Below are 25,120 nucleotides of genomic sequence, written 5' to 3' on the forward strand. Positions count from 1 at the left end.
CGGTCATGGCGGGGGCACCATGTTGACGATCCACAGCGACGACCATCGCCTGCATCACGGCGCGGGCGAATTCTATCGCGGGCGGATCGTGCCCTGCTTTGAAATGCCGGCGCGGGTGGAGCAGATCCTGGCCAGCGTGGCCGGGCGCGGGCTGGGTCCGGTGGTGGCGCCGGTGCGGCACGGGCGCGCGCCGGTGGAGCGGGTGCACGCGGCCGACTATGTCAATTTCCTGGCCAGCGCCTGGGACGAATGGTGCGCGCTGGGCGAAACCGGCGATGCCTTGCCCTATGCCTGGCCGGCGCGTGACCTGCGCGCAGACCGCGTGCCCGATCACATCGATGGCAAGCTGGGGTTCTACAGCATCGATGCCGCCGTGCCGATCACGGCTGGCACGTGGGCGGCGGTTCAGGCCAGCGCAGACTGCGCGCTCACCGGCGCGGCGGCGGTCTTGGGTGGAGAGCGCGCCGCCTTTGCCCTGTGCCGCCCGCCCGGCCACCACGCGGGCCCGCGCGCGATGGGCGGCTTTTGCTATCTCAACAATGCCGCGATCGCGGCGCAGGCGATGCGCGATGCCGGGGTGGCCAAAGTGGCGGTGCTCGATGTCGACTATCACCATGGCAACGGCACGCAGGCGATCTTCTATGACCGCGCCGATGTGTTTTTTGCTTCGCTCCACGGCGATCCGGCCGTGGAATACCCGTTCTTTGCCGGCTTTGCCGATGAAACCGGCAGCGGCGCCGGGCAGGGGTGCACTCTCAACCTGCCATTGCCCTGGGGCACGGCGGCCGGGGCCTATCTGGCCGCGCTCGATACAGGCTGCGCGGCCATCGCGGCATTCGGCGCGCAGGCGCTGGTGGTGTCGCTGGGGGTCGATACCTTTGCCGGCGATCCGATCAGCCATTTCAAGCTGGAGAGCGCCGATTTCACGCGCATCGGCGCGCGGGTGGCGGCGCTGGGCCTGCCTACGCTGTTCGTGATGGAAGGCGGCTATGCCGTGGGCGACATCGGCACCAACGTGGCCAATGTGCTGGAAGGCTTTGCCCATGGCTGATGGGGCCGGCACGGGAACTGGGCTGCAGGGCCGATTGGGGTTCTGGCACCTCATCGGCTATGGCCTGGCGCTGATTGCGCCATCGGCGCCGCTCAACACGCTGGGCGTGGTCTGGGGCAAGGCCCACGGGCTGATCGCGCTGTCCTATCTCTTGGGCGGGCTGTGCATGGCGTTCACCGCCACCAGCTATGCCGTGATGGTGCGCGAGGTGCGCAACGCAGGATCGCTCTATGGCTTTGCCCGCGCCGCGCTGGGGCCGTTTGCCGGATTCATGGGCGGCTGGATGATCCTGCTCGATTACCTGCTCATCCCCTCGCTGGTCTATGTGATCATGGCCGTGGCGCTGGGCCAGTTGATGCCGGATGTCGACCGCGCGGTGTGGATCGTGGCGCTGCTGGCATTCACTACCGCGGTCAACTGGTTCGGCATTCGCTCGACCAGCGTGTTCAATGCGGTGAGCGTCATCAGCCAGATTGCCATCACCGTCCTGTTGGTGAGCGCGGGGATTGTCTTCCTGGGGCCGGAGCAGGCGTTTTCGCCGGCACCGGTCTGGGCCGATCCGCTGCCCTGGCGCGGGGTGCTGGCCGGCACATCGGTCTGTGTGCTGAGCTTCCTGGGCTTTGATGCGGTATCGACCCTGGCGGAAGATACCGCCGACCGCAGCGGGCGCACGCTGGGCCGGGCGATATTGGCGGTGCTGGCGCTGGCCACGGTGTTTTTCGGCCTTTCCACCTGGGTTCTGGGCAATGCCATGGTCGGGCGGCACTTTGCCAGCCTGGAGGCGGCCCATTACGATGTGGCGGGCATGCTGCTGGGTGGCTGGGCCAGGCCGGCGCTGGCCTGGTTCACTGCGCTGATGGTGGGCTTTACCAATGCCCTGCCGATGCAGGTGGGCGTGGCGCGCGTGCTCTATGCCATGGGGCGCGATGGCCAGGTGCCCGGCGCCTTTGCCCGGCTGCACCCGCGCCACAACACGCCCTGGGTGGCGATGCTGGCCACGACGGGCCTGTCGCTGGTGGTGGCGCTGGCGTTTCGCGACGCGCTGGATTTCCTGGCGACGCTGGTCAACTTTGGCGCGCTGACCGGGTTTGCCCTGCTGCACGTGTGCGTCTTCGTGCATTTCCGCAAGTCGGCGCGGCGCAACCTGGCGCTCCACGTGGTGTCGCCCGTGGTCGGTCTGGCGGTAATCGCCGCGATCCTTACGGGCATGGGCGCCTGGGCGCTGCTGCTCGGCTGCGGCTGGCTGATCTTGGGGCTGGCCTGGTGGCAAGGGGCAGCGCGCCATGCGCCGCCCCCGGCCAGCGATCTGGCCTATTCGGTATAGGCCTTGCGCAGCGCGGCGATATCGGCGGCGCTGACACCGGCCACCTTGTCCAGATACCCTTCGACCGAGCCATAGCGCGTGTCGATCTCGTCCAGCGCGCTGGCGAGGAACGTGCGGCCATCGGGATCGTGCAGCGGTTGCGGCCGGGCCATCGCCGGGTTGGCCTGATAGCCGGCAAACAGCCGGGCGACCGGATCGCTGGCGGCGGTGGCCGCGTCGATGCGGGGCATTTCCCATTCTGGGCGGCGCAGCGCGGTAGACAGGTCATAGTCCTGAAGGATCACCGCGCGCGGCGTGCCCAGCGCCGAGAGGATCAGCGCGGTCATGAACCCGGTGCGATCCTGCCCCGCCGAGCAATTGTATTCGATCGGGCCGTCATGGGCCTTGAGCCGGTCGAACACCAGGCGCACCTGCGGCGCCAGCAGGGTGGGGAACTGGCGATAGAGCGCCCCGCCATTGCCGGTGACCTTGCCGTGGTTGCCGGCAAACAGCGCCATCATCGAATAGGGCACCGCATCTTGGTGGATCTGGTCCGCCAGGCGGGTGGGCGCCAGGCGGCGTTCCTCGTCAGAGCGCAGGTCCACCATCGTGGTCAGGCCGAGGCCACGCACCATGGCGATATCGGCCGGCGATAGCAGCGGCGTGGCGCCCGACCGATAGATCAGGCCCCAGCGCACCGTCTTGCCATCGGCAGCCGGATAGCCACCCAGATCGCGAAAGTTCGATCCCTGTGCCAGGGGCAGCATGCGTTCGGCCACCGTGGTGACGCGACCATCGGACCGGTCGCGCAGCAGCACGTAGGGGCGCGGCGTGGCTGCGGCCCACACCTTCGCATGGCCGCTGCGCACCGCGCGCGCCACGGGCCGGGCGTTGGCCAGCGGAGCATCGGGGCGGGTCGCCAGATAGACATCGACCGGACCGCTGGCCTGCCAATCGACCAGCAGGGTGGCGGTATCGGTGCGACTGGCGATGGCATCGTGGGCGCGCGCCAGTGTCTGCGGGGCGAGCGCCGGGCTGGCCGCCAGGACCAGCCCGAGAGCCCAGACGCCAAGATGGGTGCGGCGCATCAGAACCGCACCTGTGCTTCCACGCCCCAGGTGCGCGCTTCGTTGAAGAAGCCATAGGTACCGACCAGCGCGCTCGCCGCCTTGTAGAACATATGCTGTTCGTTGAAGATGTTGCGGCCCCAGACCGAGACCTGCATCTTGGCGCCGTTTTCGCCCAGGGCAATGTCAGCCAGGCCGATGCGGCCATTGAACGTCACGCTGGCATCGCCCTTGGGCTGGGCCAGGGTAACGGCGCCCGTGGCGGTATTGAAGCCGGGATCGACGTAGTTGGCGTAGAACCCGCTGTCATAGTTGGCATCGAGATGCAGGCGCAGTTCAGCTGCAGCCACCGGCAGGGTGACGTCCACCGTGCCACTGGCGGCATGCTTGGGCGTATAGACCTGATAGATCGGGATCGGGGTGGTGATGATCACCCCGTTGGCCTGCGGAAACGGGTTCGATGTATTGGGAATCTTGACGCTGGTATAGGCATAGCTGGCGCCCAGCGTCAGCTGCGGGATGGGCTTGACCGTGAAATCAGCCTCGATCCCCTTGAGGCGGCCGGTGCCCGGCGCATTGTGGGTTTCGGTGGTGGTGCGGGTGGTGTTGAGCAGGTTGCCCTGGGCATCATACTGCAGATAGTTGGCGCTGAAATCGAGCTGGATGTTCTTGTAGGTGCCGGTGTAGGCGGCCACGTTGAAGCGGGCGCGCTTGTCCCAGAATTCGGTCTTGGCGCCCAGTTCGAACATCGAGACGGTTTCGGGATTGAACGGGGCATAGGTGAGCGAGCGGGAGTTGGCCCCGCCCGATTTGTAGCCCGTGCTCCACTTGCCATAGAGATGCACGTCTTCGCTGGCGTCGATCGCCAGGTTGATCATCGGATCGACGCGCGACCAGCTGGCGTCGAGCAGGCGCAGCGCGGTGACGCCGTTGACCGAAGGCGTGGCGCCGTTGACGGTGAACAGCGAACCTTCCTTCTTGTCGTGCGTCCAGCGCGCGCCCAACGTCAGGTGAAAGATGTCGCCGGCGAGATCGGGGGTATAGGTGCCCTGGCCGAACACGCCCACGCTGGTGGTGGTGACGTGGCTGGCGCGGTCGATGGTAATGCCATCATAGCTGACATAGGGGATCACCGTGGTGGCGCTGCCGGCGGCATCGGAGAGGGCCATGGTGTAGAACGCCTGGGCGTTGTCCTGGACCTTTTCCTGATACCACATCGCGCCGGCCACGAATTTCACGCGGTCATAATCGCCCAGCAGTTGCAGCTCTTCGCTCGCTTGGTTCTGACGGAACTGGGCCAGGCTGTAGCGCGAAAACTTGGCGCCGGTGAAGTTGCCGGTGGCGCTGATCGCGCTGGTCGTGGCCGAGCCATTGTCATACTGCGACTGGGTCAGTTCACGGTATGAGGCGATCGACTTGACCTGAAGGTGCGGGTCGAGGTGCCATTCCAGCAGCAGGCGGTGGCCATGGGTCTTGCCCACGCTGGGCTGCTGCGTCACCCCGACGGCGGCCGCGTCCACGCGGTTGGGTTCGAGCGGATAGGCCACCGGGCGCTTGAGCGTGCCGGCGCTCACCGTCTGGGCATAGAGCGGGCTCGATGCGTCGTATGACGTGTCATAGGCATAGTCGGCGCTGAAATCGGGCGTGGGCGTCCACAGCACTTCGCCGCGCAGGCCGCGCTTGGTGTAGAAGTTGAAATCGGTCTGCCCGGCCAGCGGGTTCTTGACCAGGCCATCGCGGTGCGACACCACGCCATCGATCTTGGCCGCCAGGTTGCCCCACTTGGGCAGATCGACATGCAGTTCGCCCTTGTAGCTGCCATAGTTGCCGGCGCCGACCAGGGCATTGGCGTGGAATTCGCCGCTGGGCTTCTTCGTCACGATGTTGATCGCGCCACCTTCGGTGTTGCGGCCAAACAGCGTGCCTTGCGGGCCTTTGAGCACTTCGATGTTCTCGATGTCATAGAGCGCGGTGCCCAGGCCCTGGGCGCGGCCGAGATAGACGCCGTCGACATAGACGCCCACGCCCTGGTCACGCGCGGGCTGGTTGCTGTCGGACAGCACGCCGATGCCGCGAATGTTCATGATCAGCGCCGAATTGCGCGAATAGAACGGGGCGACGCGCAGGCTGGGCACGCCGCCCGATTGCAGATCGACCAGCGACTGGATGTGGCGATCGGCCAGGGCCTGGGCATTGAGCACCGAGATGGCGATCGGCGTCTTCTGCAGGTCGGTCTTGCGCTTTTGCGCGGTGACGACGATCTGATCTAGCGTGCTGGTCAGCGTGGGGTCTGCCACGGGGGCAGGGGCCGGCTCCGGCGCCGGTTCGGCGGCGGCCGCATGCGCTAGGACGGGTAGGGCGGCGCCGGCAAGGCAGAGGGCAAGGGCGCTGGCCGTGCGCAGGGCATGCGGGCGCGCACCACGGCGCGTGGCGTTCTGGATAGGCATGGAATGGTTCCCTCACTGGTGTTGGCGCGGCCAGTACGGTGAGGGAATGTCAGGCAGGTGACGCTCTGTGCCGGTTCGTCACTGCGCTGCAACAAGCCGAAAATTTTTTGCAGTTGCGGGCTTTTGGTCCTGAATCTCGGTCAGGCGTGGCAATCAGGCGCGGGGTTGAAAGGCGATGGTCACCTGTTGCGGGGCGGTGCCATCCAGCGCTGCGGCGCTCGACCCGGTGCCCGTCAGCCCGGGCAGCGCCACGGTGCAGGCTTCCTGCCAGCGGTGCACATCGCAGCGCGCGCTGGCGACGGTATCGCTGGCCGCGCCGGCAAGGCGATAGCGCGCTACAAGCTGACCCTGGCGCACTTTGGCGGTCTGCACGCCATGGCGGATCATCGCCACCACGGCGAGGTGATCGCCATGCTGCACCACGCGCGGCGTCGCCACGACCACGCCGGCCGGCGGCGGCGCCAGGCTGACCACCGGCAGAATTGCTGCCGTCTGGGCCGCCACGGGCAGGGCGCCCGCGCCGAGCAGCAGGGCGGCCAGCGGGAGAAGGGCAGGGTGGGGGCAGCGGGGCAAAGCGTTCATGGCGGGTTCCACGGGGACAGGGGCAATCAGACCATTTCTTCCAAGCCGGACCGGCAGCGGGAGTCAAATTCGCTAACCACGTTGCAAACGCGCTGCACCGTTGCGGGACAGCGCGGCGGGTAATCGTTAGGTTGGATGCTCGTCGGTGTCTTCGTCTGCCCAGATCACGTGGGAATCGATTTCCAGCTTGATCAGGCTGCGGATTGCGGCGCTGCGCGCGGCCACTTCCAGGCGCGCCGCCTCGTGCGCCTGGCGGCGGGCGAGCAGGGCGTCGGCCAGGTCGATCGCACCCAGTTGCTGCCCGCGCGCGGTGCGCGTGGCGGCCTGCGCGGTGGAACGGGCCGATGCCGCGATGCCTTCCCACGCGCTGCGCCGGCCGCGCGCATTGGCGAGGTCACCATCGGCCATGGCTTCCACTTCGCGGCGCACATTGGCAAGGTCGAGCAGGCCGGCACTGGCCTGGGCGCCGGCTTCCTCGGCCAGGGCCTTGCGATAGCCACCACCCAGCGGGATCTGCAGCACCAGGCCGCCGCCGCGCTCCATCCCGCCGCGTTCGCTGAAGGCGCGAAAGCCCACGCTGGGATCGGCAGTGCGATCGCGCTCTGCCCGCCGCGCCAGGGTTCCCAGCCGCGCCGCCTCGCGATCGGCCGCGCCGATTTCGTGGCTGCGGGCGATGACCAGATCGCGCAGCGTGGCAAGGTCGTTGGCGGGCGTGGGCACCTCGCCCAGCGCGGGTGGCTGATCGGGCAGGGGCAGGTCGGGAAAGTTGGCAGCCAGCAGCGCGCGCGCCTCGTTCATGTCGGCCGCGCTCATCGCGGCGGTGCCCTGTGCCTGGTCGCGCGCGGCGCGGGCCTGGTCCACATCGAGCGCGGCGGCATCGCGCAACTGCTGGCGGCGGGTGACCGCAGCCAGGGCTTCATCGAGCACGGCGACATTGGCGAGATCGACGCGGTGCAACTCGCCCGCGGTCAGCCAGTCGAACCATAGCTGCGAGAGCAGCAGCGCGGCCTGGTGGCGGCTGTCTTCCATGCGGTTGTGCGCCACGTCCACGCCCAGCACCCCGGCCTCGCGATCGAGCGCAGCCTTGCCGGGCAGGCGGATGGGGCGCAGCACCTGGGTATCGAATTCGGCATAGCGGCGCTCGTTGGTAACGTCGCGCGTCTGGATCGTGCCGGTCACCAGCACTTCGTGGGTGCCCTTGGCCAGCGCGCTGGCCACCGCGCGGGCGGCGGAAACGCGCTGCCCGGCGGCCGAAACCGTGGGGTGGTTGTCCAGCGCGGCCACCACCACCGCTTCGGGCGGCAGGTTGGCCGGCGGCACTTCGGGCAGCGGCGCAGCCCAGGCCACAGTCGGCAGCATGACCGCTGGCAGCAGGGCGGCGGTGAGGAGAAGGCAAGCCAAGCGGCGCATCAGGCAATCCTGCCGTGGGAATGGAGGGGGACTGCATGCCAGCGCACCGGGGCGCGGCAGCGGGCAGCGCGCGCGGCATCGACCACGGCGGCGCAGCGGTCTTGCGCCACGATCAGCGTCAGCGCGGCGCGGCGCAGCAGGCCTTCGACCTGCTCGCCCGTGCCGGCGTCGGCATAATCGTGGCCCAGCACCATTTCGTCGGTGCGGTGCACTGGGGCTGCGGCGGCATCGCGCAGCGCCAGCGCCAGGCCTTCGGCATCGCTGCGCGCGCAGTGGAAGGTGAGCAGCAGATCAGCCATGGTGCGCCTCTGTCGGGAGGTCGGTCTGGTTGTCACGCTCGGCTGCGCTTTCGCCGAAGCGGGCAAACAGGATCGGTAGCAGCACCAGCGTGAGCAGAGTGGAGGTGACCAACCCGCCGATCACCACGATGGCCAGAGGTCGCTGGATTTCCGAGCCGGGCCCGCTGGAAAACAGCAGCGGCACCAGCCCGAAAGCGGTGATGCTGGCAGTCATCAGCACGGGGCGCAGGCGCCGTTCCGCGCCCTGCCGCACCACCTCTGCCATGGGCAGGCCTTCCTCGCGCAGCTGGCGGAAATAGGCGACCAGCACCAGCCCGTTGAGCACGGCAATGCCAAGCAGCGCGATGAACCCGACCGAGGCCGGCACCGAGAGATATTCCCCCGAGAGCCACAGCGACACGATGCCGCCGACCATGGCAAAGGGAATGTTCGCGAGGATCAGCCCCGAAGCGCGCAGCGAGCGCAGCGTGGCCAGCAGCACGCCAAAGATCAGCAGTAGCGCCATGGGAATGACCAGCATCAGCCGCGCGGCGGCGCGCTGCTGGTTTTCGAACTGGCCGCCCCATTGGATGCGATAGCCTGCCGGCAGCGGCACGGCTCGCGCCACTTGCGCCTTGGCATCCTCGACATAGCCGACCAGATCGCGCCCCGAGACGAACGCCTGGACCAGGGCAAAGCGTGAGGCATTTTCATGGTCGAGCTTGACCGGCCCGGCCGTGCGCGAGACGTGTGCCATATCGGCGACGCGCGCCACGCTGCCCGATGGGGTAACCATCTGCATGTCGGCAAAGCGGGTGGGATCGCTGCGCAAGCTGTCATCGCCACGGATCACGATCGGCACGCGCCGCTGCCCTTCGGCGACGATGCCGGCGGGCATCCCTTCCACCCCGGCACGCAGAGTGTCTTCCAGCTGATCGACCGGCATGCCCAGCCGCCCGGCGGCGACGCGATCGATGTTCAATTGCAGGTAATCAACATTGTCGTTGGCCACGGTCAGCACTTCGGTGGCGCCACGCACACCCTTGAGCGTTGCCTGGATACGCGTGGCCAGGTCGGCCAGCACGCGGGTGTCTGGCCCGAAGATCTTCACCGCCAGATCGCCGCGCGCGCCGGTGAGCATTTCGGACACGCGCATTTCGATGGGCTGGGTGAAGGTGGTCTGCACGCCGGGCAGGCCCTCGGTCGCCTTGCGCAGTTCCTCGACCACGAAATCCTTGTTGCCGCGCCATTCGGACTGCGGCTTGAGCACCACGAAGCTGTCGGTTTCATTGAGGCCCATGGGATCGAGGCCGATCTCGTCAGAGCCGGTGCGGGCGATCACGTCGGCCACTTCGGGCACGGTCTTGAGCGCGCGTTGCACTGCCATGTCGATCTGCGTCGATTGCGCCAGGTTGATCGTGGGCAGCTTGGTCAGCTGCACGATGACCGAGCCTTCATCCATCGTCGGCATGAAGGTCTTGCCCACCGCGCCATAGGCCAGCACTGCCACGGCGAGGCCACCGGCAGATAGGGCATAGACCAGACCCTTGCGGGCAAAGGCACCATCGAGCAGGCGGCGATAGCGTGGGGCCAGCCAGCGCATGATCCACGGCTCGCCATGGTGGCCCTGGCCCAGGCCGAACGAGGCCAGCACCGGCACCAGGGTGAGCGCCAGCAGCAGCGAGCCGACCAGCGCGAACACGATGGTCAGCGCCACCGGGGCAAACAGCTTGCCTTCCAGTCCCTGGAGCGAGAGCAGCGGCAGGAACACCAGGGCAATGATCACGATCCCGGCCGAGACCGGCACGATCACGTCGGCCGTGGCGCGGAACACCTGGTTGAGCCGGGGCAGGCTGTCATTCTTGGCCTGGCCGAGCCGCTCCACCACGTTTTCCACCACCACCACTGCGCCATCGACCAGCATGCCGATGGCGATTGCCAGGCCCCCCAGGCTCATCAGGTTGGCCGAGAGCCCGAACAGGTGCATGAGCAGGAACGTGATCAGCGCGGCCATCGGCAGCGTGGTCGCCACGATCGCCGCCGCGCGCCAATCGCCCAGGAACAGCACCAGCAGCACGATCACCAGGATCGTCGCCTCGACCAGCGCTTCTTCCACAGTGAACACTGCGCGGCTGACCAGGTCAGAGCGATCGTAGAACGTGTGGATGGTAGTGCCGGCGGGCAGGGCGTGTTGCAGTTCAGCCAGCCGGGTCTTCACCCCCGAAACCACCTTTTGCGCGTCGGCCCCGCGCAGGGCGATCACCAGCCCTTCGACCGTCTCTGCCTTGCCCCCGCGCGACACCGCGCCATAGCGGGTAAGGCTGCCGGTGCCGACTTGCGCCACATCGCCCAGACGCAGCACGCGCCCTTGCGGATTGGCGATGACCAGCGCGGCCAGGTCAGCCTCGGTCTGGATCGCGCCGACGGTGCGCACGATCAGCGCTTCCTCGCCGGTGACCAGGCGACCGGCGCCATCGTTGCGGTTGCCGCTTTCGATCGCCGCCTTGATCTGCGCGATCGACAGGTGCGCGGCGGCCAGCGCGGTGGGATCGGGGCGCACCTCGAACGTGCGGACAAAGCCGCCCAGCGCATTGACATCGGCCACGCCGGGCACGGTGCGCAGCGCGGGGCGGATCGTCCAGTCGAGCAGCTCGCGCTTTTGCTGAAGCGACAGGGGGCCATCGATGGTGAACATCAGCACGTCGGATAGCGGCGTGGAAATCGGCGCCATGCCGCCGCTGACCGAACCGGGCAGATCGGCCATCACGCCTGAAAGCCGCTCGGCCACCTGGTTACGCGCCCAGTAGATGTCGGTCCCGTCGACGAAATCGATCGTCACGTCGGCAATCGCGTATTTCGCGGTAGAGCGCAGCACAGCCTGGCCGGGAATACCCAGCATCTCGGTTTCGATCGGCGTGATCACCCGGCTTTCGACTTCCTCGGGCGTCATGCCCGGTGCCTTGAGGATGATCTTGACCTGGGTTTGCGCGATATTGGGATAGGCATCGACCGGAAGGCCGATGAAGGCCCAGGTGCCCAGGAGCGCCACGGCCAGCGCCAGCCCAAGCACGAGCAGGCGATACGAGAGCGAGAGCGCGACTAGCTTGCGCAGCATGGGGCGGGCCTGCTCAGTTCGCTTCGGCCAGCGCCTTCAAGGCGCTGGTGCCATGAACGACGACGGCCTCGCCGGCGCGCACGCCATCCCTGAGGATGACCTGGCCATCGGCCGCGCCCAGGCGGTGCACGGTGCGGCGCTGATAGCCACGCGGCGTGGCGACAAAGACCACCTCGTCCACGCCGATCGTGGTCACTGCGCCTTCGGGCACGCCAACCGCCCCGCCGCTGGCCGCACCCCACACGGTGATCGAGCCGACGCGCCCGGCCACGATGCCGGGATCGGCGGGCAATTGCGCCTTGAGCGTGGCGGAACGGGTGGCGGGATCGATCGCGTTGCCGACCGCCGTGACCGTGCCGGTCACGCTGCCACTGCCACCGGCCACTGGCAGGCGCACGGTCTGGCCCACGCGTACCTGGCCGATCAGCCGCTCGGGCAACTGGGCGGTTGCTTCATAGCGGCCGGCCGCGTCGATCACGAACGGCGCAGTGGTGCCATCGACCGGCATGCCGGCCTGGATATCGGCCTTGGTCACGCGGCCGGCGATCGGTGCGGTCAGCGTATAAGTGCCGCTGCTGCCGCGCGCGCCGACCAGCGCCAGGATGCGTGCCTTTTCGCTGACGTCGGCGCCGGCCTCGGCGGCCACGGCGCGGGCTTCGTCGGCGCGGGCCCCGGCGATGATGCCTTCGCGGTTCAATTGCGCCAGGCGTGCCGCGCTCGATTGCGCGACCCCGGCGCGGGCATGGGCGCGGGCGAGGTCGGCTGACAGCGTCATCACGTCGCGGCTGGCGACCACGGCCAGGGCCTGGCCCCGCGTTACCGCATCGCCTTCGACCACCAGGGTGCGCAGCACGGTGCCGGGCAGGGTAGCGGCCACGGCCACGCGGGCATTGGCCGGCGGCGCGATCATCGCCGGTAGATCAGCCAGCGGTGCCTGATCGGCCGCGCGGGCCGGTGCGGTGGCAATGCCAAGCGCCGCCGCCTTGGCCGGATCGACCACGAGCAGGCCATTGGCGGCTGGCGCGCTGGCCGGCGTCTGCGCCGTTTGCGACGTGGCCGGGGCAGGCGCCGGCGTAACCCACCAGGCGCCTGCCGCCGCCACAGCCAAGGCGGCCGCGCCGCCCAGAATCGCCCGTTTCAATGCCCTGTTCTGCATGGGGCCCGGTTATCGTCCCGGCCTGACGAAAACCTGACGGGGTAGCGTTTTGGTGGTGTTTTCTCAGGCCTCGTCAGGCAAATGCGCGGGAAAACGCAGGATCAGTGTGCGCGCTTCCGGCGCGGTGGCCAATTCTCCGCCATGGCCGGCCATGATCCGCTCGACGATGCTCAGGCCCAGGCCGGCGCCATCGCGGCTGGCATGATCGGCGCGGGCATGGCGCCGCGCCAGCCGGGCCAGCGCCTCGGGGGCAAGCCCGGGGCCTTCGTCAGCCACGCGCAGACAGCGGCCCGGCCCGGCCGCAACCCGCACCAGGCCGCCTGGCGGGGTAACACGCACGGCGTTTTCGATCAGGTTGCGCAGCGCGGCGGCCACGGCCTCGCGGTGGCCGTGCACGGTAGTCGCCGCCATCTTGGCTGGCTCGTCCAGCGCGATCTCGCGCCCCTGGGTGATGATCTGTGGGGCGAGCGCGGCCACCACGTCTTCGGCCACGCCGGCCAGGGTAAAGCTTTGCGTGGGTTGCGGGGTGGCGGCCTCCGCCTCGATCTGGGCCAGCAGCAGCAGTTGTTCGACCAGGCGCCGCATCGCCCCGATCTCGCGCCGCAGGTGGGCGCGGTCCAGTGGCTCGGGGCTGTCGAGCTGCATCGCCATGATCGCCAGCGGGGTGCGCAGTTCATGGGCAACATCGGCGGCAAAGGCTTCGTGCCGGGCAGCAGCATCGTCCAGCCGGGCGAGCAGCGCGTTGATCGAGGTGACGAAAGGCGCCACTTCCACGGGCAGCTCGGCATGCGGCAGGCGCAGCCCGCGCCGGGCCGGGGCATGGGCGATGCTTTGTGCGGTACGGTCCAGCGGCCTGAGCGCACGGTTGATCACCCAACTGGTCGCCAGCAAGGTTGGCACGATCACCACCAGGATCGGCAGCAGCACGTGATCGCGTATCTCGCGCCAGGCCGCTCTGGTGTTGGCGCCGGTCAGATCCTGCGGCGTGATGTCGTATTCCCAGAACAGCGCAAAGATCAGCGTCGCCACGGCAAACACGCAGATCACCGCCAGCCCGGCCGACAGCCGCAGGCGGATCGAGCCGCGCCCCTGGCCTAGCGCGGCGATCATCCCTGCTCATCCTGCAACAGATAGCCCAGCCCACGAATGGTGTGGAGCATGCTGCCCAGGCCCTTGTCATCCAGCCGGCGGCGCAGGCGCGAGGCAGCGGCATCGACCGCGTTGGGCGAAACCGCATCATCGAAGTTGTAGAGCGCGTTCTCGATCTGGCTGCGCCGCACCACGCTGCCCGCGCCGCGCATCAGCAGTTCGAGCAGATCCGCCTCGCGCCGGGCCAGGTCGAGCCGCTGGCCAGCGACGCTGGCCACGCGGCTGGCGGTGTCAAAGCGCAGCGGCCCCACCTCGATCACCGGATTGGCGCGCGGGCCGGGGCGGCGCAGCAGGGCGCGCAGCCGCGCCGCGATCTCGGCGGTTTCGGCCGGCTTGACCAGGTAATCGTCGGCCCCGGCATCCAGCCCGCCGATGCGATCATCCAGCCCGCTGCGCGCGGTCAGCACCAAGACCGGCAGCGCCAGCCCCTCGGCTCGGCGCCGTTCCAGCCAGGCGCGGCCATCGCCATCGGGCAGGCCCAGATCGAGCAGCAGCGCATCGAACTGCGCGCAGGCGAGCGCGACGTCGGCATCATCCAGACTGGTCGCGCGATCGCAGACGATGCCGGCGCGCGACAGCCCTTCGCCCATCAGCCCCGCCAGCCGCACGTTGTCTTCCACGATCAGCACCCGCATGGCCGGCGTGTTTAGCCATTAGGCGCCGCCAATGCCATGGTCCTGCAACAATTCCCTGCTGGAGCGGGCCGGCAGGGCACATTCCACTCTGCGATTAATCGCGTGGTGCGTATGACCAATTCTTGACGATTCGCCTGCGCAACCTCTAGCGGGCGCGAAGACTTGCTATGCAACCGGAGTGCGTCCCGTTCGCCAAATCGCTGCCTTGCCCTATCGCACCATCGGTGATGGCCTTTCTGCGCCCATCGAAGTGCTCCTCGTCACCTCGCGCGGGACGGGCCGCTGGGTCATACCCAAGGGCAATTTCGGCAAGAGCGAAGCCGCCCATGCCGCCGCCGCCCGCGAGGCGGAGGAGGAGGCCGGTGTGATCGGGGCGATCTGCCCCGCCGCGCTCGGCCGGTTCGAATACCGCAAGACCCTGCGTTCCGGCGCGTCGGTGATGGTCCAGGTCCAGGTTTTCCCCCTGGCCGTGACCGAGGAACTGCCGCACTGGGCCGAAGGGGAACAACGTACCCGCCAATGGTTTTCGCTTGCTGCTGCCGCCGACGCGGTGGACGAGCCAGACCTGCAGGCATTGATTCGCAGCTTCCGGGCCACGGAATTCCGGGCCCTTGCCACCACCGCACCGCTTGTCCGCCGCTTGGGCAGCGTGAAAGAAAGACTGGGCATGTTTCACTGGTTCCAGAACCTGTTGCCGCGCCAGGGCAACTTCTTCGAACTGTTCGAGGCGCACGGCCAAACCCTGATCGCCGGCAGCAATGCCTTGGCGCGCCTGCTTCAGGGCGGGCCGGGCATGGCCGATCACGTGCGCGAGATTGCCGAGCGCGAGCACGATGCCGACGCGATCACCCGTGAAGTGCTGGTGACCGTGCGCCGCACGTTCCTGACGCCGTTCGATCGCGGGGCGATCACCTCGCTGATCAGCGCGATGGACGATTCGATCGACCAGATGCACCAGACCTCCAACGCGATCTCGCTCTATGAAGTGACCGCGTTCGAGCAGGAAATGGCCGACATGGCCGCGATTATCGTGGAATGCGCGCGCGTGATTGCCGAGGCGCTGCCGCTGCTGCGCTCGATCCACGCCAATGCCGCCCGCCTGCATGAGTTGACCGAGCGACTGGTGCGCCTGGAAGGCAAGGCTGACGAGATCCACGACGCCGGCCTGTCCAAGGCGTTCAAGGCCCACGGCCAGACCGCGCCGATGCAGTTCTTCGTCGCCCGCGAAATCTACAGCCACCTTGAACGCGTGGTCGACCGCTTCGAGGATGTCGCCAACGAGATCGACGGCCTGGTCATCGATCACGCCTAAGGAGCCGGGTTCATGAACCATGTGGCCGTGGCGCTGCCCCTGATCATCGCACTGGTGATCATGGCCTTGGCGTTCGATTTCATCAACGGACTGCACGACGCGGCAAATTCGATTGCCACGGTGGTGTCCACGCGCTTGCTCACGCCGGTGCAGGCCGTGCTGTTTGCCGCGTTCTTCAACTTCGCCGCCTATTTCACCTTCGGCCTGAAAGTGGCCGAAACGGTGGGCAAGGGCATCATCGACAAGGACGTGATCACCCCGCAGGTGATCTTTGGCGCTCTGGTCGGCGCGATGACCTGGAACGTCATCACCTGGTGGCGCGGCATCCCCTCCTCGTCCAGCCACGCGCTGATCGGCGGGTTGCTGGGCGCGGGCACGATGCATGCCGGCACCAGCGCGATCGTGTGGAAAGGGGTGACCTCCACCACCTCGGCGATCGTGCTCTCGCCAGTGGTTGGCCTGGTCGTCTCGATGGTGCTGATGCTGCTGTCGTCTTGGCTGTTCGCCAAGGCCTCGGCGCGCACGGCGGAAAGCTCGTTTAAGAAGCTGCACCTCATTTCTGCGGCGGCCTATTCGATCGGCCACGGTGCCAACGACGCGCAAAAGACGATGGGGATCATCGCCGTGCTGCTCTATTCGCAGGGCATGCTGGGCGGCACGTTCCACGTACCCGGCTGGGTGGTGATCTCTTGCTACATCGCCATGGGCCTGGGCACGCTGTCGGGCGGGTGGAAGATCATCGAAACGATGGGCAGCCGCATCACCAAGCTGTCGCACCACCAGGGCTTCTGCGCCTCGGCCGGCGGCTCGATCATGCTCTTCGCGGCCAGCGCCTTTGGCATTCCGGTCTCCACCACGCACACCATCACCGGCTGCGTGGTTGGCGTGGGCGCGGCGCGCCGTGCCTCGGCCGTGCGCTGGAGCGTGGCGCAGCGCGTGGTCGTCGCCTGGCTTGTGACCATCCCGGCATCGGCCCTGGTGGGCGCGATCTTCTACGAGATTGCCAAGGTTTTTTGAGCGGCTAAGGAGCCGACCGGCTCCCATGGCGTTGCCTGGCCATGATGTATTTCGAACACGCCGTGGTCGCGCTTGCGCTGCAGTTCCTCATTCGCCGCTGCGGCGGATCGTGGTGGCTGGGCGCGGCGATCGCATCTGCCTATTTCATCGGCCGGGAAGTGGCCCAGGCGGAATATCGCTGGATCGAGATGTTCGGCCAGGGCCGGCGGGCCAATATGCCGTGGTGGGGCCCGCTTGATTTGCGCGTATGGCCCAAGCTGGACCAGTGGATTGACTGGATTGGGCCGCTCGTGGCGACCAACGGGCTGGCGCTGATCATGCAGCTGTGGCCGCGCTGGCGCTGAATCCCGGTCGGAACGGTTTCGATCCGCTATTGCGAAGTGTGCGGCGAACGCTATCGCAAACCGTTATGCACCAGCACTCTACGTTGGCGGAGCCAAGCGTGCGAACGTGCGGTCGGAGTTTTGCGTGCCCCCTCGTGAAAAACTTTACCTACCCGAAGTCACTCTCTGCGCCGCCACGTCTGTCAACGTCGCAGCGACCGTGTCAGCCTTGCGGGCAAGCCTCGATCAAGTCGCGGTAGCGGACTGTGTGCTTCTCACGGATGCCGATGTCGATCCGGGCGACAGCCGCATTCGCGTTGCCCGCATCGCCCCGCTGCGATCCTCGGCGGCATACTCCGATTTCATCCTGACCAAATTGCTCGATCATGTTTCCACCAGCCACTGCCTTGTCGCGCAATGGGATGGGCATGTGCTGGACGCACGGCGCTGGCAGCCGGCATTTCTGGATTTCGACTATATCGGCGCCAGTTGGCCGCAATTTGCCGATGGGCATGATGTGGGCAACGGCGGCTTTTCGCTGCGCAGCCGGCGGCTGATGCAAGCATGCCGCGCGGCGCAGTTTAAGCAGGTTCATCCTGAGGACACGGCCATCGGGCGGGTCAACCGGGCCTGGCTGGAGCAACAGGGCATGCGCTTCGCCCCGCGTGAAATGGCCGACCTGTTTGCGGCCGAACGCGCCAGCGATCCCCAGTGCACGTTCGGCTATCACGGGGTTTTCAACATGCCTCGCACACTGGGCGTGGCCACGTTCTGGGATATCTATCAGTCGCTCGATTACCGCGGCACGATCCGGCCAGATTTTTGGCCCCTGGTGCGTGCCGTTAGCGCAGGACGCGGCGGATTGCGGCGCGGTTGGCGCATGATATCCGATCGCTATATCGCGGGCCACTATGCCTGAGCGGTGCAGAATCGAATCTGATGCCGATGGCGCGATGACCACAGGCGTCACCAGGTTGCCGCTGCATCGGCGCATCGCGCGCCGTGTCATGCTGTCTTGGCTGACTTTTCGCGTGTATTGCGACGCGTTCCTGGCTGAGCCAAACCGGTTTGCCACCGCAATCAAGTGGCGCATCCTGGGCAAGCGCGTAAGGGCGCGCAGCCAGCTTGCAGCGCTGCTCGGCCTGTCGCCACGGGCGTACCGACTGTGGGTGCTGCGGCGGGAAACGGGGACGCCCGCCGTGCAAGCCCCGCATTCGTCGCCGCAGATCGTGGCACTCGTGGATGCGGCCGGCGCGCACGACGCGCCTGCCTTGCGTGCCACGTTGGATTGCCTGCAGGCATTGGGCGTTTCTGCCTACCTGGTTGGTTCCGAAGCACATCCTGATCTCGAAAGTGTCGCTGCAGATATTGCGTGGGACCAGCAGCCATGGCTCATGCCGATGCGCGTGGGAGACGTTTTAGCTCCAGACGCGCTGGAGCATTATCGCCATGCTATCGCCCAAGGCAGTCCTGCGGTCATCTATGCCGACGATGACATCATACCGGCAGGATCGCACCATCGTCACGATCCACATTTCAAGCCGGCCTGGAATGCGCCGCTGTTCGCGCATTGGGATTTCGTGAGCGGTGCGTGCGTGGTGCAAGCCCGGCCTGAGGATCTGCGGGCGGTGACAACGACCCCGGATTGGGTATCGGCCTTGGTGGCGCGGATCATTGCCAGCGCAGCAACAGAACCACTTCACCTGCCTGCCATGCTGCACCACCGGCGGATGCGGCCACAACCGGTGCTGCCGCCGCAACCAGTCAATCCGCCGCGTGATCTCCCCTCGCTATCGGTGATAGTCCCGACCCGTAACGGCCTTGATCTGCTGCGCACGTGTCTCGATGGCCTGGCCAAGACTCGCTATCCGGATATGGAAGTGATCGTCGTGGACAACAACAGCGACGACCCTGGAACGCTGGAGTATTTGGCCCAGCTGGACCCAAGTCAGTATCGCGTTTTGCGCCATCCTGGTCCATTCAACTACTCGGCGATCAACAACCGTGCTGTCGAACAGGCGCGCGGAACGCTGATCTGCCTGCTCAACAACGACATCGAAATCACCGATCTTGATTGGCTGGCCACCATGGCCGCCACGGCTATCCGGCCCGACGTGGGGGCGGTGGGTGCGCGGTTGCTCTATCCCGATGGGCGCATCCAGCACGCGGGCGTCGTGCTTGGCGTCGGCAAGGCGGCGGGCCATGCGCACAAACTGCTGCGCCCCGAAGAGCGCGGCTATCACTGGCGCCACGCCCTGCCGCAATTCACCTCGGCCGTGACAGCGGCCTGCCTGGTGGTGATGCGCGAGCGCTTCATGGCCGTAGGGATGCTGAACGAGGTTGATTTTCCAGTTGCGTTCAATGATGTCGATCTTTGCCTGCGCCTCAACGCGCGGGGCTGGCAATCGTTTTACGAGCCGCGTGCGACATTGATCCATCACGAATCCGTGTCGCGCGGGCATGATCACGATCCTGTCGGCGCCGCGCGCTTTGCCGGTGAGTTGGCCGCGCTCAAACGCCTGTGGAGAACAGACGCTCTGTGTGACCCGTACCACCATCCCCAGCTCAGCGACGCTAGTGAACGTTTCGCCATCGCGCTCTAAACTGATCGCCGCACCTTGTGGGCATCTGGGCAAAGCTGGCTGCTGAGACACGCCGAAGTCGAAAAGGAAGCACACGTTGCACAACCCATTGCCTGGAATCCCCTTGGTGGAATCGCCGCTGTTTCCGCAATTGAAGGCGACGATGGCGCTGACGGATACGGAGATGGCGATCGCCGATAGCCTGGCGACGCGCGGATTTGCCGTGTTCGACTTTCCCGATGCCGCGCTCGACGCACGCATCGACCGGATCAAGGCCAATCTCGGGCCGCGGTTCGGGATCGCCTTCGAAGATGCCCAGAGTGACAAGACGGGCGGCGAACGCCGCGTTCAGGATGCGTGGCAGTTCGACGCCGATGTGCGTGCCATTGCCACGAACCAGGCGGTGCTGGACCTGTTGACCAAGCTCTATGGCCGCCAGGCGTTCCCGTTCCAGACGCTCAACTTTCCAGTCGGCACGCAGCAGGATGCGCATACCGACATGGTCCACTTCTCCAGCCTGCCGGAGCGGTTCATGTGCGGGGTGTGGCTGGCCATGGAAGATATCGGTCCCGATGCCGGCCCCCTGTTCTACCTGCCAGGTTCGCATCGCTGGCCAGCGCTGAACAACGGCATGATCGGCCGCCGCGGTTTCGGCAGCAAGTTGTCGTCTGCGCAGGATCCGTTCGCCGAGGCATGGCGTGCCCTTGTCGAGGCGAATGGCGCTGCGCCCGAGACGTTTCTCGCGCGCAAGGGGCAGGCCCTGATCTGGACGGCAAACCTGTTGCATGGCGGCAGCGTGCAAAACGATCCGCGCCTGACGCGCTGGTCGCAGGTGACGCATTACTATTTCGACGATTGCATCTATTATACGCCGGCGTTCTCCGATGAGTTTCTGGGGCGCCTGGATGTGCGCCGCCCTTATGCGATCACCGAAGGGGCGATGCGGCAGGGCAGCTACCTGGGGGTGCCATTGCCCCGGCCCGCAAAGCGCGGATGGCGCGGTGTGCTGCGGCGGTTACGGGGCAGAAAGTGATCGGGCAAAACTGATCGGGCAGGGGCAGGGCGGTGGCGTTTGCCGCGCGATGCCGCTTGCCCATTTGTTTGTATCGAAAGGCCCTTTCGGATCGTCGGGTTTATCGGGGCCGAGGTGTTCCCAGACTTGCGCTGCCCTGTGGCATGCCCTAGCGATACGCCGTTTAATGGTGAGAGCGTTTGCGCGCTTGCACCTACTCGTTTGATGCAGGTAATATGAGCGCTGAGACGGCCATGTCGGCAGATATTTTGACTTCACCGCAGGGTTCGCGCGTCTCGAGCTGGGCGAAGCGGAATAAATGGTTTGTAATTTTCGTCATCATACCGACTTTGTTGACGGCGATTTACTACGGTTTTTTTGCTGCTGATATCTACGTTTCAGAATCGAGATTCGTCATCAAGTCTCCGGATGACAAAAAGCCGCAAATGTCATCGCTGGCGAATCTGATTCAGACCACAGGGTTGTCCGCGGGTCAGGAGCAGGCGAACGAGGTGCTGGATTATGTGCGTTCACGCGACGCGCTTGCCGCCCTGGATCGGCACATGGCCGTCCGCCAGCGCTTTGCCAATGGTGGAGACATCTTCACGCGCTTTCCCAGTTTCATCACTGGAAACTCGTTCGAATACCTCTATCGTTATTATTCCAAAATGGTCGATGCCAGTCTGGATCCGCAGACCGGTACGGCCGTGGTGAAGGTGAAGGCATTCACGCCTGAAGATGCCTACCAAATCAATCGCAGCCTGCTCGGGCTCAGCGAAGATCTGGTCAATCGATTGAACGCGCGCGCGCGCGACCGGGGGATCGCCGAGGCGGAGCGCCAGGTGCAGATCGCCACCGAGCGCACCCGCAAGATCACCGCTGCCTTGACGGGATATCGCAACCAGGTTGCCTTGATCGATCCTGCCAAGCAAGCCGGCGGCGTGATCGAAATTGCCAACCAGATGGTTGCGCAGCGCTCGGCGTTGCAGGCGCAGTTGGAAACCATGGAGCGCGAAACGCCACGCAACCCGGCCATTCCTGCTCTACGCAACCGCATTGCCGCAATCTCGTCGCAGATCGCCCAGCAGAATGGCAGGGTAGTTGGCGGCGCCAACACGATCGCATCCAAGTTGGGTAACTACGACGACCTGCTGGTTGAGCAGAAGTTTGCGAACGAAAATCTTACTGCCGCGAATGCCGGCCTGGTCCAGGCGCGTTCCGAGGCCCAGAAGCAGCAGTTTTATCTCGAGCGGGTCGTGGAGCCCAACCGGCCGGACACCGCACTGTTGCCGCATCGCTTGCTGGGCATCCTGACCGTGGCTGCGTCGTTGCTATGCCTTTATTTCATCGGCTGGATGCTCGTCATCGGCATTCTAGAGCACGCGCCTGAGAATTAATGCGATGAGCAGCGTCAAGCCGTCTCGTCTTCGCCAGGGCCTGAAGGTTCAGGGCCGCGTGATCCACGCGCTGATCATCCGCGAATTGATTACGCGGTTCGGCCGTGAAAACATCGGCTTCCTGTGGATGATGGTCGAGCCTTTGCTCTTTGCCGGCCTCGTCGCCATCATCTGGCGAATGATGCGCGGCTCGGAGGAGCATGGCGTCAGCATCGTGGCGTTCGTGGTGACGGGTTATATCCCGCTCACTCTGTTCCGCCACGTTGTGGGGAGGAGCGTGGCAATTTTCCAGGCCAACAGCAGCCTGATGTATCACCGCCAGATTCAGATCCTTGATTTCGTCATCGTCCGCTTTCTGATCGAAATGCTGGGCACGATGATGGCATTCGTGTTCATCGCCACCATTCTCATCTGCTTCGATGCCTTTCCCATCCCTGCCGATCCAGGCCTGATGATTGCGGGATGGCTCGTATACTGTGCGTTTTCGTTTTCGTTGTGCTTGATGATCGCGCCGCTGTCGGAAATGTCCGAAGTTCTGGAAAAATTTCTTCCGGTAACTACCTACATCATGATTCCGTTTTCAGGCTCGTTCACGATGGTTTCCTGGTTAAGCCCTGGGCTTCGGCAATACATCTTGTGGTCGCCATTTGTGAACGGCGTCGAAATGATGCGTGGCGGCATTTGGGGGGAGCATCTGGTTGTCTATTATGACGTCTGGTATCCGCTCGGCGTATCGATGATTTTCTCTGCGATCGGACTAGTATTGATTCGCCGCGTTCGCCGAAAGATTGTTGTCGAATGATCGTGTGCGAAAATCTTAGCAAGTCCTATCCCATGGGTCATGGGCGCAAGCACGTGCTGCGGGACTTGAGTTTGCGCGTCAATCCGGCTGACAAAATTGCTCTGCTCGGGCGTAACGGCGCGGGCAAGTCAACGTTCATCAAGCTGCTCGGTGGCGTGGAACTGCCGACGTCTGGCACCATCCGCCGGACGATGTCGATCTCCTGGCCGCTCGGCTTCAACGGTGGCTTCCAGGGCAGTCTGACCGGCTACGATAATGCGCGCTTCATTGCGCGGATTTATGGCAAGCCGTATGATTGGATGAAGGACTTCATCGAGGATTTCACCGAGCTCGGCCGTCAGCTCAACATGCCCGTGAAGACCTACTCCTCGGGCATGCGAGCGAGGTTGGCGTTTGGCTTGTCGCTGGCGATCGATTTTGATTGCTATCTCATCGATGAAATCATCCTCGTTGGTGACGCCAATTTTCGTGAGAAATGTCATTACGAGCTTTTCGAACGCCGCAAGGATCGGACGCTGATTCTGGCCTCGCATGATATGGGCGCAATCCGCGATTTCTGTAACCGCGCTGTGGTGTTCCGAGATGGCCAGGCCACCGAGACGGATGATGTGGCGCGGGCAATTGAAGAGTATGAGCGGCTTTAATCACTGCGTCATTTTGGGGGATGCGGTGATTGTCCGAGAGGCATGGGCAGGGTGTTTGGCCGTATGGGGATCGCAGGCCGATGTGGCACGGTGAGATGCTGCTTAAGTCTATGCTTAGAAGCGAAGGTCGCCAGGCGAAAGCAGAGATGTGGGTTGATCCAGCACCTTGACGGATGCGAGGCATTCCATCTAGACCTCCGGGCGATTGCGCGATGTTGAAGCGAGATGGCTGTTTTGGACATTCGAAATTGTCAAACTTGACGATAATGTTGACGACACCTGAATTTCGCCTTTGGCGCTGCACAAGTAACTAGAAACGGATTGCATATTCTGTGACCAATCAAAAGATATTGTTTGTCTCGGACAGTCTTGGCACTCCGATTCATGCTCGCGGCATTTTCAATTTTAGTTACGGTATTGTGCAGATTCTCAAGGATCTGTCATTTTCCGTTGACCTGTTGGTCGAGCCTCCGACGGCCGGCGTGTACAATCGCGTGGCACGGGGCGCTATCGACACCCTAAGCACAATTCAAGCCAAAGCTGTTCTGGCAGATCTCTTCAAGCACTTCCAGGGTGATCGTTTCAGCTTTGAGTGGCACTATCCCAATCGTGCCTTTCAGCGCCTGTGCGACGAATTCCCCGATCTTGCCAATCTTCAGCTGACCATAGATGATGGTCGTCGCGTTGAGGCGCAGAAATATCTCCCAGCAGATCAGGATATATTTCGCGAGTTTCGTGGAAATCTGCTGACAGATCATCTGTTGCTGTTTGATGGGTTCGTGATTTCTCCGCGTGTTTACGGGGAGTCGTTTCGGCGCGCTATTCATGGTGTGCGGTCTAATATTGTCGATGCCGCGGGGTATGACTACGTTTTTGTCGATACGCCCCATTGCGTTGATTTCATCAATATTCCGCAGGAAAAAATCATTTTTGTTGTCCACGATGTGATTCCGCTCATCGAATGGATGGCGTATGATTGGCGGGAAATGTTTGTGAACAAGCTTTCTGCAACTGCGAAAGCCGGACGCAATGGTATCTTTGTTTCTGAAACTACCCGCTCATATTTCGAAGAGCTTTATCCTGCTCTTGAGCTTACTTCTAGCACGATCATCTATCCGCCGGTGCGAAAAGAGGTTGCAAACGCTGCTCAAATTATCGGGCGCAAGCTGAAAGCGGACTATATCCGCGATATTGCCGACAACAAAGCGGCTGAGTTTGCTGGTTACGCATTGAAGTCAAGCGATCAACCTGCAGAGGTTGAGCGTACGCGTTGGCGTGCAAATAAGCCTGCCGCATCAGCAATGCCCACCTGGAATGGCGATCTTCCTTATTTCTGCACAGTGCTATCGGACGAGCCAAGAAAGAATATTACTGTGCTTGTCGAAGCGTCTAAGATGCTCGTTGGGCGTGCTAATATTGTTGTGATGGGCCAGATCAATGGCAATGCGCATATGAACGAGCGGCCGGAGCTTTTCCCGAATCTTCATTTTACCGGCTACGTTTCCAACGGGCAGAAGTTTGACTTGTTGAGTGCCTGCGAGGCATTCATTTTCCCCAGCTTCTCAGAAGGTTTCGGGATTCCGATCATCGAAGCAGCGTTGTTTGGCGCGCCGATCATTTGTTCCGACATTCCGGTTTTCCGTGAGGTGACGGACGGCAAGGCAGCGTTCTTCCCTCCATCTGACGCGGACGCTCTCGTGGCGCAGATTGAGCGCTTTCTGAACGACCCTGCAGAACGGGATACCGGCGGCGCGCTCAAGTCTTTTGCTCAGGAAGCATTCGTGCAGTCATCCCTGAAAGGCCGGCTCGCCAGTATTTTTGCGCACGAGGAAGTATAA

At 64.6% G+C, this 25,120-nt stretch carries 21 protein-coding genes; 12 read left to right on the top strand and 9 right to left on the bottom strand.

From position 1 onward, the window contains the following. Window positions 1-19 precede the first annotated feature (19 nt). Entirely contained in the window at window positions 20-1,051 is a 1,032-nt protein-coding gene (locus tag C8K14_RS11425; RefSeq protein WP_107716751.1) for a histone deacetylase family protein, read from the top strand. Beyond that, window positions 1,044-2,375 carry an APC family permease gene (locus C8K14_RS11430; protein ID WP_107716752.1) on the top strand — a complete coding sequence of 444 codons (1,332 nt, stop codon included), beginning with the start codon at window positions 1,044-1,046 and terminating at the stop codon, window positions 2,373-2,375. The genes C8K14_RS11425 and C8K14_RS11430 overlap by 8 nt, the downstream gene beginning before the upstream one ends. Here the strand turns inward: C8K14_RS11430 and C8K14_RS11435 are convergent. From C8K14_RS11435 to C8K14_RS11475, 9 genes are all read right to left on the bottom strand, one after another. Then, the gene (locus C8K14_RS11435; RefSeq protein ID WP_107716753.1) at window positions 2,363-3,442 is read right to left on the bottom strand and encodes a tyrosine-protein phosphatase; all 1,080 of its coding nucleotides are present in this window, start codon (window positions 3,440-3,442) and stop codon (window positions 2,363-2,365) included. The genes C8K14_RS11430 and C8K14_RS11435 overlap by 13 nt on opposite strands. Next, complete coding sequence (locus C8K14_RS11440; RefSeq protein WP_107716754.1) at window positions 3,442-5,868, bottom strand: TonB-dependent receptor; 2,427 nt, start codon at window positions 5,866-5,868, stop codon at window positions 3,442-3,444. Before C8K14_RS11440 ends, C8K14_RS11435 begins: the two co-directional genes overlap by 1 nt. 153 nt (window positions 5,869-6,021) lie before the next feature. Further along, window positions 6,022-6,450 carry a hypothetical protein gene (locus C8K14_RS11445; protein WP_107716755.1) on the bottom strand — a complete coding sequence of 143 codons (429 nt, stop codon included), beginning with the start codon at window positions 6,448-6,450 and terminating at the stop codon, window positions 6,022-6,024. A gap of 126 nt (window positions 6,451-6,576) precedes the next feature. After that, a complete protein-coding gene (locus C8K14_RS11450; protein WP_107716756.1) occupies window positions 6,577-7,860 on the bottom strand; it encodes a TolC family protein in 1,284 nt (427 codons plus the stop codon). Then, complete coding sequence (locus C8K14_RS11455; RefSeq protein WP_107716757.1) at window positions 7,860-8,159, bottom strand: DUF3240 family protein; 300 nt, start codon at window positions 8,157-8,159, stop codon at window positions 7,860-7,862. The genes C8K14_RS11450 and C8K14_RS11455 overlap by 1 nt, the downstream gene beginning before the upstream one ends. After that, complete coding sequence (locus tag C8K14_RS11460) at window positions 8,152-11,253, bottom strand: efflux RND transporter permease subunit (protein ID WP_107716758.1); 3,102 nt, start codon at window positions 11,251-11,253, stop codon at window positions 8,152-8,154. The genes C8K14_RS11455 and C8K14_RS11460 overlap by 8 nt, the downstream gene beginning before the upstream one ends. A gap of 13 nt (window positions 11,254-11,266) precedes the next feature. Beyond that, window positions 11,267-12,394, bottom strand: coding sequence for an efflux RND transporter periplasmic adaptor subunit (locus tag C8K14_RS11465; protein WP_233251047.1), 1,128 nt, complete (start codon window positions 12,392-12,394; stop codon window positions 11,267-11,269). A 78-nt stretch (window positions 12,395-12,472) separates the two neighbouring features. Further along, window positions 12,473-13,519, bottom strand: coding sequence for an ATP-binding protein (locus tag C8K14_RS11470; protein WP_107716760.1), 1,047 nt, complete (start codon window positions 13,517-13,519; stop codon window positions 12,473-12,475). Then, on the bottom strand, window positions 13,516-14,193 hold the full coding sequence (locus C8K14_RS11475) for a response regulator transcription factor (RefSeq protein WP_107716761.1): 678 nt from the start codon (window positions 14,191-14,193) through the stop codon (window positions 13,516-13,518). Before C8K14_RS11475 ends, C8K14_RS11470 begins: the two co-directional genes overlap by 4 nt. Before the next feature lie 178 nt (window positions 14,194-14,371). On the opposite strand from C8K14_RS11475, the gene C8K14_RS11480 reads away from it, so the two are divergent. From C8K14_RS11480 to C8K14_RS11530, 10 genes are all read left to right on the top strand, one after another. After that, window positions 14,372-15,505 (top strand): DUF47 family protein, encoded by a 1,134-nt coding sequence (locus C8K14_RS11480; protein ID WP_231627533.1) that lies wholly within the window; start codon window positions 14,372-14,374, stop codon window positions 15,503-15,505. 12 nt (window positions 15,506-15,517) lie between these two features. Beyond that, on the top strand, window positions 15,518-16,522 hold the full coding sequence (locus C8K14_RS11485) for an inorganic phosphate transporter (RefSeq protein ID WP_062787327.1): 1,005 nt from the start codon (window positions 15,518-15,520) through the stop codon (window positions 16,520-16,522). Window positions 16,523-16,563: 41 nt separating this feature from the next. After that, the gene (locus C8K14_RS11490) at window positions 16,564-16,866 is read left to right on the top strand and encodes a hypothetical protein (RefSeq protein WP_054130755.1); all 303 of its coding nucleotides are present in this window, start codon (window positions 16,564-16,566) and stop codon (window positions 16,864-16,866) included. Window positions 16,867-17,113: 247 nt separating this feature from the next. After that, window positions 17,114-17,764: a DUF5672 family protein gene (locus C8K14_RS11495; RefSeq protein ID WP_233251048.1), complete on the top strand. Its 651-nt coding sequence runs from the start codon at window positions 17,114-17,116 to the stop codon at window positions 17,762-17,764. A 34-nt stretch (window positions 17,765-17,798) separates the two neighbouring features. Beyond that, window positions 17,799-19,448 (top strand): glycosyltransferase family 2 protein, encoded by a 1,650-nt coding sequence (locus tag C8K14_RS11500; RefSeq protein ID WP_107716810.1) that lies wholly within the window; start codon window positions 17,799-17,801, stop codon window positions 19,446-19,448. Between the two features lie 76 nt (window positions 19,449-19,524). After that, the gene (locus C8K14_RS11505; protein WP_233251049.1) at window positions 19,525-20,460 is read left to right on the top strand and encodes a phytanoyl-CoA dioxygenase family protein; all 936 of its coding nucleotides are present in this window, start codon (window positions 19,525-19,527) and stop codon (window positions 20,458-20,460) included. 215 nt (window positions 20,461-20,675) lie between these two features. Continuing rightward, a complete protein-coding gene (locus C8K14_RS11510) occupies window positions 20,676-21,836 on the top strand; it encodes a capsule biosynthesis protein (protein ID WP_062787336.1) in 1,161 nt (386 codons plus the stop codon). Window positions 21,837-21,840: 4 nt separating this feature from the next. Further along, window positions 21,841-22,638 (top strand): ABC transporter permease, encoded by a 798-nt coding sequence (locus tag C8K14_RS11515; protein ID WP_062787339.1) that lies wholly within the window; start codon window positions 21,841-21,843, stop codon window positions 22,636-22,638. Continuing rightward, complete coding sequence (locus tag C8K14_RS11520; RefSeq protein WP_107716763.1) at window positions 22,635-23,282, top strand: ABC transporter ATP-binding protein; 648 nt, start codon at window positions 22,635-22,637, stop codon at window positions 23,280-23,282. The genes C8K14_RS11515 and C8K14_RS11520 overlap by 4 nt, the downstream gene beginning before the upstream one ends. A gap of 332 nt (window positions 23,283-23,614) precedes the next feature. After that, window positions 23,615-25,120, top strand: coding sequence for a glycosyltransferase (locus C8K14_RS11530; protein ID WP_133726798.1), 1,506 nt, complete (start codon window positions 23,615-23,617; stop codon window positions 25,118-25,120).

This window comes from Novosphingobium sp. GV079, assembly GCF_003058045.1.
Taxonomy (GTDB): domain Bacteria; phylum Pseudomonadota; class Alphaproteobacteria; order Sphingomonadales; family Sphingomonadaceae; genus Novosphingobium; species Novosphingobium capsulatum.

What these genes read in the sequence shown, in the direction of transcription:
- C8K14_RS11425 (WP_107716751.1), top strand. Translation starts at nt 20, where the DNA reads ATGTTGACGATCCACAGCGACGACCATCGCCTGCATCACGGCGCGGGC.
- C8K14_RS11430 (WP_107716752.1), top strand. Translation starts at nt 1,044, where the DNA reads ATGGCTGATGGGGCCGGCACGGGAACTGGGCTGCAGGGCCGATTGGGG.
- C8K14_RS11435 (WP_107716753.1), bottom strand. Translation starts at nt 3,442, where the DNA reads ATGCGCCGCACCCATCTTGGCGTCTGGGCTCTCGGGCTGGTCCTGGCG.
- C8K14_RS11440 (WP_107716754.1), bottom strand. Translation starts at nt 5,868, where the DNA reads ATGCCTATCCAGAACGCCACGCGCCGTGGTGCGCGCCCGCATGCCCTG.
- C8K14_RS11445 (WP_107716755.1), bottom strand. Translation starts at nt 6,450, where the DNA reads ATGAACGCTTTGCCCCGCTGCCCCCACCCTGCCCTTCTCCCGCTGGCC.
- C8K14_RS11450 (WP_107716756.1), bottom strand. Translation starts at nt 7,860, where the DNA reads ATGCGCCGCTTGGCTTGCCTTCTCCTCACCGCCGCCCTGCTGCCAGCG.
- C8K14_RS11455 (WP_107716757.1), bottom strand. Translation starts at nt 8,159, where the DNA reads ATGGCTGATCTGCTGCTCACCTTCCACTGCGCGCGCAGCGATGCCGAA.
- C8K14_RS11460 (WP_107716758.1), bottom strand. Translation starts at nt 11,253, where the DNA reads ATGCTGCGCAAGCTAGTCGCGCTCTCGCTCTCGTATCGCCTGCTCGTG.
- C8K14_RS11470 (WP_107716760.1), bottom strand. Translation starts at nt 13,519, where the DNA reads ATGATCGCCGCGCTAGGCCAGGGGCGCGGCTCGATCCGCCTGCGGCTG.
- C8K14_RS11475 (WP_107716761.1), bottom strand. Translation starts at nt 14,193, where the DNA reads ATGCGGGTGCTGATCGTGGAAGACAACGTGCGGCTGGCGGGGCTGATG.
- C8K14_RS11485 (WP_062787327.1), top strand. Translation starts at nt 15,518, where the DNA reads ATGAACCATGTGGCCGTGGCGCTGCCCCTGATCATCGCACTGGTGATC.
- C8K14_RS11490 (WP_054130755.1), top strand. Translation starts at nt 16,564, where the DNA reads ATGATGTATTTCGAACACGCCGTGGTCGCGCTTGCGCTGCAGTTCCTC.
- C8K14_RS11500 (WP_107716810.1), top strand. Translation starts at nt 17,799, where the DNA reads ATGACCACAGGCGTCACCAGGTTGCCGCTGCATCGGCGCATCGCGCGC.
- C8K14_RS11510 (WP_062787336.1), top strand. Translation starts at nt 20,676, where the DNA reads ATGAGCGCTGAGACGGCCATGTCGGCAGATATTTTGACTTCACCGCAG.
- C8K14_RS11515 (WP_062787339.1), top strand. Translation starts at nt 21,841, where the DNA reads ATGAGCAGCGTCAAGCCGTCTCGTCTTCGCCAGGGCCTGAAGGTTCAG.
- C8K14_RS11520 (WP_107716763.1), top strand. Translation starts at nt 22,635, where the DNA reads ATGATCGTGTGCGAAAATCTTAGCAAGTCCTATCCCATGGGTCATGGG.